Genomic DNA, 6263 nt, shown 5'->3' on the forward strand with positions numbered 1-6263 from the left:
TGGGCAAGATCAAACTGGTGTTTTCGTCGATGAGACGCTTACACGTCTACAACCGGACTCCAAGTTTGATGTGAGAGCCGGAGTCGGCGATCTAGATGGCGACGGAGACGTGGACGTGCTCATTCCAGCCGGATTCCACTCCCAGTGGCCGTCCCCTTTACCATCGGAAACCTTCGACTTCCTTTTCCAAATTAATGATGGAACTGGAGTCTTTAGCGATGAAGCAGGCTCACGCCTTCCACCAAGCGCTTTTGCCAATCCGGTCACGTCGACCGCACTTTTGGGCGACTTGGATGGAGACTCCGACCTTGATGTGTTCGTCGCCAGCGGCAACGTAATCTTTGTGCCCCCAATCGAGAACTACCAAAACCTCCTCTGGATGAATGATGGGAGCGGTGTTTTCACCGACGAGACCGCTCTTCGACTTCCAGCTGCAACAGAATTCACGATTGCTGGGGCTATTGGCGATTTGGATGGCGACGGTGATCTCGACGTTATCGAAGGCAACATCACAAATGGGGGATTCGGCGGACAAAATAGAATTCTGATCAATGACGGGTCGGGCAGATTCGAGGACGAAACAGCGGCTCGACTGCCTGCTCTATTTGACATCACTCTCGCCGTAACCGTCGCGGACGTGGAACTTGATGGTGATTTGGACATCGTCGTCGCTAACGTACTTTTCGGGCAGTCGAAAATTCTTATCAACAACGGATCGGGTGTTTTCACCGATGAAAGCCTCGCACGGTTGGGCCTTTTTCCGCCGTTTGCTGCGGATGTCAAAGTTGTTGACCTCGATGGGAACGAATCTCCTGACATCATGTTCTCAAGTTACTTCGGTTCGCCCCCTATCTTCATCAACGATGGGGCAGGCTTTTTCACCGATGAAACGGCTGCTCGAACGCCATCGTTCTTGGGTTCACTGGGGCTCGCGTTGGCAGATTTTGACAGAGACGGTGACATCGATGCTTACATGGCGGGGGGACCTCAACCTGCACTGATTCTCAACGATGGCGCCGGGAACTTCACCGACGCGAGCGCCAGCAACCTCCCTCCCTTGACGGACATGACCGTACGGTATCCAGCGTGTGGGGATGTGGACGGTGATGGCGACCCCGATCTATACCTCACAGATTCCTTTGGTCAAGATCGCCTTCTAATCAATTTAGGTAGTCCGTTCAGCTTGCTGGAAGAGTTAGACGACACAGTTCGTGCCCTCAATTTGAGTCGGGGGACGACAAATAATCTCGTCCGTCAGCTGAACTCCGCCCTGAAGAAGCTTCAGACTGGTAATCCGCACGATGACAACGGAGTTAAGGGAAATCTGAATGCCTTTATCGCGATGGTCCAGGCAAAGCAAGGAAAGGCAATCAATCAAGTTGACGCTGATCGACTAGTCGCGATTGCGGAAGAAATATTGGGGCGAATGAGCAACATCGCAACCTGCGTGCCGTGAGTCGGGTGCGTCCGAGCGGGAATTGCTGAAAGCTCATCTAAGTCCTTTGCAGCATAGATAAAGGAGGAGTCATGTTTCACATGGGTAAGAACCGGGTTGATCCTTGTAGATAAGCTCATGCAGCGATCAGGCGGCTCCGAGAAGGAGAAGGACTGGCGCGGCACGGTGGGCATGTTCGCGAACGACCCGGTCATGAAAGAGATCCAGGAAGAGGGTCGGAAGATTCGCGAGGCAGAGCGGCGAGATGCCGAGTCGTGATCGTTCTGGACACGGATTACGTCAACGCGCTCCAATCAGAGGAATCCCTCGAGTCAGCTTTGGTCGTGAGGATGGGCCGGTCATCTGACCGAGATTTGGACGACCCCTGCAATCACGCTCGAGGAGGAGGGCAGCCACGTGTCGTTCAACACCATCCCGCCGAGCGACTACGGTTTATTCGAGATGATCAACGAGAACGTGCAGAACGAGCCGGCAACCAGCTACGACGTCGAGCTTGCCGGGGGAAGCGCTAGCGGCGTACGTTTCGTCTGACGCTCGGCGCACTCAAACGTCATCGTCTCGAGGATCGTTTAACCGTCGCGCGAGCTCCGTGAGAAGAGCCTCGATCACATCTTTGCGAACGCGGAAGCTCGTGGATATGAGAGCTTCGAGGGCAGCAGCCAGATCAACAAGCCCTTGCTGCGACGCCAGCTCGAGCAGCGCGAGCGTTCCTGCCACCGACAGCCCTCGGTCCCTGGCGACGGTCCTCGCGGCCTTGTCATCGACGAGCACGAGATCGGGTTGTAGCTCGAGCGCCAGGCTCAGCGCGTCCCGCTCGCCAACATCGAGCATCATGGTTGGATCGGTCGCCTCCGGAGCCCGGACTTCCAACCAAGACGGCGGGCCGGCGATCCAGGAACGCACGTCTTCCGGTGCTCGCTCGTGCGCGAGCTCACGCGCCACGCTTTCCGGAATGATGACCCGGTCGAAGAGACCGGGGAGGATCTCGATCGCGCCGATGAGAATCAGATAGTTCAGCGGAGATGTGTCGGAGACGACGATCACCGACGCGTCTGATGGAAGAGACGCCGAAGCGTCCTCCGGTCCTCCTCGAGATCTTGCGGAGAGTAGTCTACTGAGGCGCCTCTTTCAGCGAGCCAGGCCTGAGTCTCGACGACCCCTCTTTGCAGAATTCGGGCGATTTGGCCAACGCTCAGGCGGCTCTCCCGGTAGCTCTGAACCAGAAACGCTTCTTTGGCCGCCTGACCCAAATCTCCAAACTTTTCCCGCAGCTGCTGCTCGAGGTCGTGGGGCAGCTCGAAAGTAACTGACATAAGACCCGGCCTCCGTTTCGGAATGACCACTCCTTTGATCACCAACAGGTTAGCACGGTCGGGCGCGTAGCCTCCAGAACGTGAACGGCGCCCGCCAACAGGGCGACGAGCTCCGTGAGCAATGGTTCTGCGTGGCTCCTATCCTGCACACGGTCCGTCCTCTCGTCCCAGCCTCCGCTTGACCACGCCGACCTTCGTACGAAAGTCACGCGCCATCAACCGGTTACGATTCTGGCAAAATCGGGTTTAAATCCGCCCCCGCCACCAATCTTCCGGACGCCAGCAGGACTTTGGTCGCCACATTCTACAGCTTGGTCTTGGTGGGGGTCGGGTAATTTCTCGTCATCAGTAGCTGGGCCGCCAATTCTGCAGCCTATTTCTTTTTGGTCCCGCGTAGAACGTCGTCCCACGGGACGCGGAAGCCGACGGCCCCAAGGCCATAAATCCATTTTTATGGTATTATGGCCAAGTGAAAACGACGCTGGAGCTTCCCGATGATCTGATGCGAGCCATCAAGCTTCGCGCCGTCAAACAGAACCTGAAGCTCAAGGACGCGATTGCCGACCTGTTGAGAAAAGGTCTAGCGCGGGACCGGAAGCCGACGTCGGTGCGCAAGCGCGTCGAATTCCCGTTAGTTCTTTGCGCTCGCGAGGCTCATCCCGCGGATGAAATAACGCCTGAACGCGCGGCCGAGATACTGCTCGCAGGCGATGGCCGCGACGCGAGATGAATCTTTGCGATAGCAACGTTTGGTTAGCTCTAACCCTCTCCAAACACGTCCATCACCAAGCGACCCGCGCGTGGTTGGAGCATGTCGACGAGCCTGAATCTGTTTGCTTTGTTCGGGCCACCCAACAAGCCCTGCTGCGCCTGCTGACGAATGCGTCCGTGCTCGAGCCGTACGGGAATCCGCCGTTGACGAACCGTGAAGCCTGGAACGTCTACGATGCGTTTCTCGGCGATGACCGCATCGTCCTGCATGAGGAGGAACCTGCGGGTCTCGAGATCCTGTGGAAGAAATTTGCGCTCGGTGATTCGGCCTCGCCCAAAATCTGGATGGACTCGTATCTCGCCGCATTCGCTCTTGCGGGCGGTTACTGTATGGTGACGACGGACGCCGGCTTCAAACACTACCGAGGGCTGAATCTGGAGGTTCTTGGCGCTTCCGATCCACAAGAGTGAGCAAACGAATTGTCGTTACAAATTCGCAGAGCAACCCACTACGGTGGCGCGCCGCGGATTCCGGAAATCCAGCGGCGCGCACCGAAGATTTTCGCTCGGCGAACCTCGCGAGTCGGTCCGATACGGCTCGGTTGTCACACCACGCGTGCGTGAACCGCCCTCGACCGCATTCGCGGCGTTCCCTCTCAAGTGCCTGCCGGGAAGCTCCCGACGACCGAGGCGTCTACGTCACCGTTCGCGTGCGAGAACTCGAACTGGTTCTGGAAGAACGTCGGGCTCTTGCGAGTTCGCAGCTCCATTTCGATGACTTCATCCGGCATGAACCTGCCTTGATGCACTCGCGAACTGCTTCCGGCCACGCCGCCCTGCTGGTCGTACCAGAACTCCGTCACCGTGAACCGCGTTATCCAGTCATCCGATACGTTGCGCACCCGCACCATGCTGACCACCTCGTCGCCAGTGACCTTCGTCTCGGGAGCGAGAATCTGGACCTTTGCAAGGCCCCTCAACTCCCGAGCCATGCGCTTCGGCGCCTCGGCGGCTGGTGCACTTTCGGGAACCTTGGCGGGCTCGGCAGCGGCGGCCTTTTCCGGAGCGGCTTTGGGCTCCGGAGCGGGCTCATGCGCCGCGGCCGGTTCGCGCGTTCTGGCAGGCGGCGCCGCTGCGGCGCGGGCCTCCTCGGTCGTTCCCTCGATTTCGGCGATGATCCAGCGTGCGGGCTCGGTGCGACCGCTACCCGGTTCAGCGAGGTCGTACTTCCGAAGCGTCACTTTGTAGGGCAGCTCGCCGTGTCCCTTGGATTTGAGACTGAGTAGCATTTCCGTCACCGCGACGTTTCCTTCGAGGGTCCCGACGTTCAACTGGCGCATCACCGACTTGTTGGCAAGGCCGGTCTCTTTGTCCACGGTCCTCTTGAGCTCCTGAAACGTCGTTTCCTTCTCGTTGCGCTCGTCGAGCAGCCGTAACCACTCTTCCTGAACCTCGCCGAGCTTTCCCCGGAACTTGTAGTCTGGGTCGTTTTGCTGCTTCGGGATGATTTGTTCGAGGGCATCCTGATTGTCCTCGAAGTATTTCTTGCGTTTTTCCAAAATAGCGTCTCGTTCCGCTTCGGCGACTTTGAACCGCTCGAGAAGCTGTGGCAACGTGAACGGCTCCGTCGTCTGGGAGCTCACCTCGACGACATTCCAGGACTCGATCTCCCCGGGTGGGCCGACGGCCGCCATGGCAGCGAGGGTCGATTGATCGTTGCTCTGAGCAGCACGGAAGAACTGGTCTATGGTCGCTTGCTCCGGACTGCCGCAAGCCCAGAGGGACACCAGGGTCGCAATCACGATCCATTGCCCGAGCTTCTTCATTTCATCCTCCTTTCCGACAAAAGAGACACTCCTTATACATCTTTGGGCACGGCACTGCCAACGGTTCCACGAGCGAGCTCCGCAGGAGAGGATTCAGAGGTGGAAGAGCCGCTTCATCTCCTTGCGAATGTGGCGACGTGCTTCGTTCCTGCTCGAAGGGTTGAGCTGATCCAGGGAGTAGCGAAATGTCTCGAGCACTCCGGTGACGTGCCTCTGGTACGCGGCCAGCTCCTCGCGGCGTCTCTTCTCGTCATCGAACTGGGCGATCTTGACCATTGCGGAATCCACGGTTGGGGGGCGTCGTCTCTCTTGCTACTCCAAAGCCAAGAGAGCGAGCGTCGACACGTCCTTCACGAACAAACGCTTGCCGGAGATGGTCGGCTGGGCCCAGGTCGCGCTCTGCGCCACCTCATAGCGCTTTACCGGCTCGAACCCGGAGCGACTGTTCCGAACGACCACGAGCTCGGCGTCATCTTCCAGCGAGAAAATCAGATCTCCGGCCCGGACGATTGCAGCATTTTCGGCCTGGCGGGGATCGCTCACCCAAAGGACCCGACCGGAATCGAGGTCGAGGCCGAAGTACTGCCCACTGTTCAAATGAGAGAGTCCGAAGAGCATACCGTCGACGACGACCCCGTTGGTCATGTGCAGCGAGACTTCATCGGTATGCCACACATTCTCGGTCCGCCAGGCGTCGCCTTCCTTTCGGAGCTCGAAGGCCGTGATGCCGTTTCCGCGACCCGCCTCGATCAAGGTGTCCTTATAGAGGATGGGCGTCTGAGACGTGGTCGTGCTCCGCGTCGTGAACGGGCGCCGCCACAGGAGCTCACCCGTCGTCACCGCGACCCCAACCAGGTTCTCCTGGGTAAATGTCACGACCTGGCGCGTACCCTCCAACTCGACCACGATCGGCGATCCGTAGGCAGGACCGTCTCCGTCCCAACTCCACCGGACGTC

The 6263-nt window shown here is 58.6% G+C and carries 10 protein-coding genes; 5 read left to right on the forward strand and 5 right to left on the reverse strand.

Going from position 1 to position 6263, the window contains the following annotated elements; all coding sequences use genetic code 11:
• The 3 genes from VEK15_29475 to VEK15_29485 form a co-directional block, all read left to right on the forward strand.
• Positions 1 to 1456, forward strand: a 1456-nt coding sequence (locus VEK15_29475; protein HXV64865.1) for a VCBS repeat-containing protein, incomplete at its 5' end; no start/stop codon positions are given.
• 117 nt (positions 1457 to 1573) lie between these two features.
• On the forward strand, positions 1574 to 1714 hold the full coding sequence (locus VEK15_29480; GenBank protein HXV64866.1) for a hypothetical protein: 141 nt from the start codon (positions 1574 to 1576) through the stop codon (positions 1712 to 1714).
• Between the two features lie 138 nt (positions 1715 to 1852).
• Positions 1853 to 1987 (forward strand): hypothetical protein, encoded by a 135-nt coding sequence (locus VEK15_29485; protein HXV64867.1) that lies wholly within the window; start codon positions 1853 to 1855, stop codon positions 1985 to 1987.
• 12 nt (positions 1988 to 1999) lie between these two features.
• Here VEK15_29485 and VEK15_29490 read toward each other — a convergent pair whose 3' ends face one another.
• On the reverse strand, positions 2000 to 2500 hold the full coding sequence (locus VEK15_29490; protein HXV64868.1) for a DUF3368 domain-containing protein: 501 nt from the start codon (positions 2498 to 2500) through the stop codon (positions 2000 to 2002).
• Positions 2497 to 2769, reverse strand: a complete 273-nt coding sequence (locus tag VEK15_29495) for a UPF0175 family protein (GenBank protein ID HXV64869.1) — start codon at positions 2767 to 2769, stop codon at positions 2497 to 2499. Before VEK15_29495 ends, VEK15_29490 begins: the two co-directional genes overlap by 4 nt.
• A gap of 469 nt (positions 2770 to 3238) precedes the next feature.
• Between VEK15_29495 and VEK15_29500 the strand changes: the two genes are divergently transcribed.
• Together VEK15_29500 and VEK15_29505 are read left to right on the forward strand one after the other, a co-directional pair.
• Complete coding sequence (locus VEK15_29500; protein HXV64870.1) at positions 3239 to 3499, forward strand: antitoxin; 261 nt, start codon at positions 3239 to 3241, stop codon at positions 3497 to 3499.
• Positions 3496 to 3951: a TA system VapC family ribonuclease toxin gene (locus VEK15_29505; GenBank protein ID HXV64871.1), complete on the forward strand. Its 456-nt coding sequence runs from the start codon at positions 3496 to 3498 to the stop codon at positions 3949 to 3951. The genes VEK15_29500 and VEK15_29505 overlap by 4 nt, the downstream gene beginning before the upstream one ends.
• 185 nt (positions 3952 to 4136) lie before the next feature.
• Here the strand turns inward: VEK15_29505 and VEK15_29510 are convergent, their stop codons facing one another.
• The 3 genes from VEK15_29510 to VEK15_29520 all read right to left on the reverse strand — a co-directional run.
• Positions 4137 to 5306, reverse strand: coding sequence for a hypothetical protein (locus VEK15_29510; GenBank protein ID HXV64872.1), 1170 nt, complete (start codon positions 5304 to 5306; stop codon positions 4137 to 4139).
• Between the two features lie 93 nt (positions 5307 to 5399).
• The gene (locus VEK15_29515) at positions 5400 to 5582 is read right to left on the reverse strand and encodes a hypothetical protein (GenBank protein HXV64873.1); all 183 of its coding nucleotides are present in this window, start codon (positions 5580 to 5582) and stop codon (positions 5400 to 5402) included.
• A 36-nt stretch (positions 5583 to 5618) separates the two neighbouring features.
• Positions 5619 to 6263 (reverse strand): PQQ-binding-like beta-propeller repeat protein (locus tag VEK15_29520; GenBank protein ID HXV64874.1); only part of this gene is annotated, 645 nt, incomplete at its 5' end.

The sequence above is a fragment of the Vicinamibacteria bacterium genome, from assembly GCA_035620555.1.
Taxonomy (GTDB): Bacteria; Acidobacteriota; Vicinamibacteria; order Marinacidobacterales; family SMYC01; genus DASPGQ01.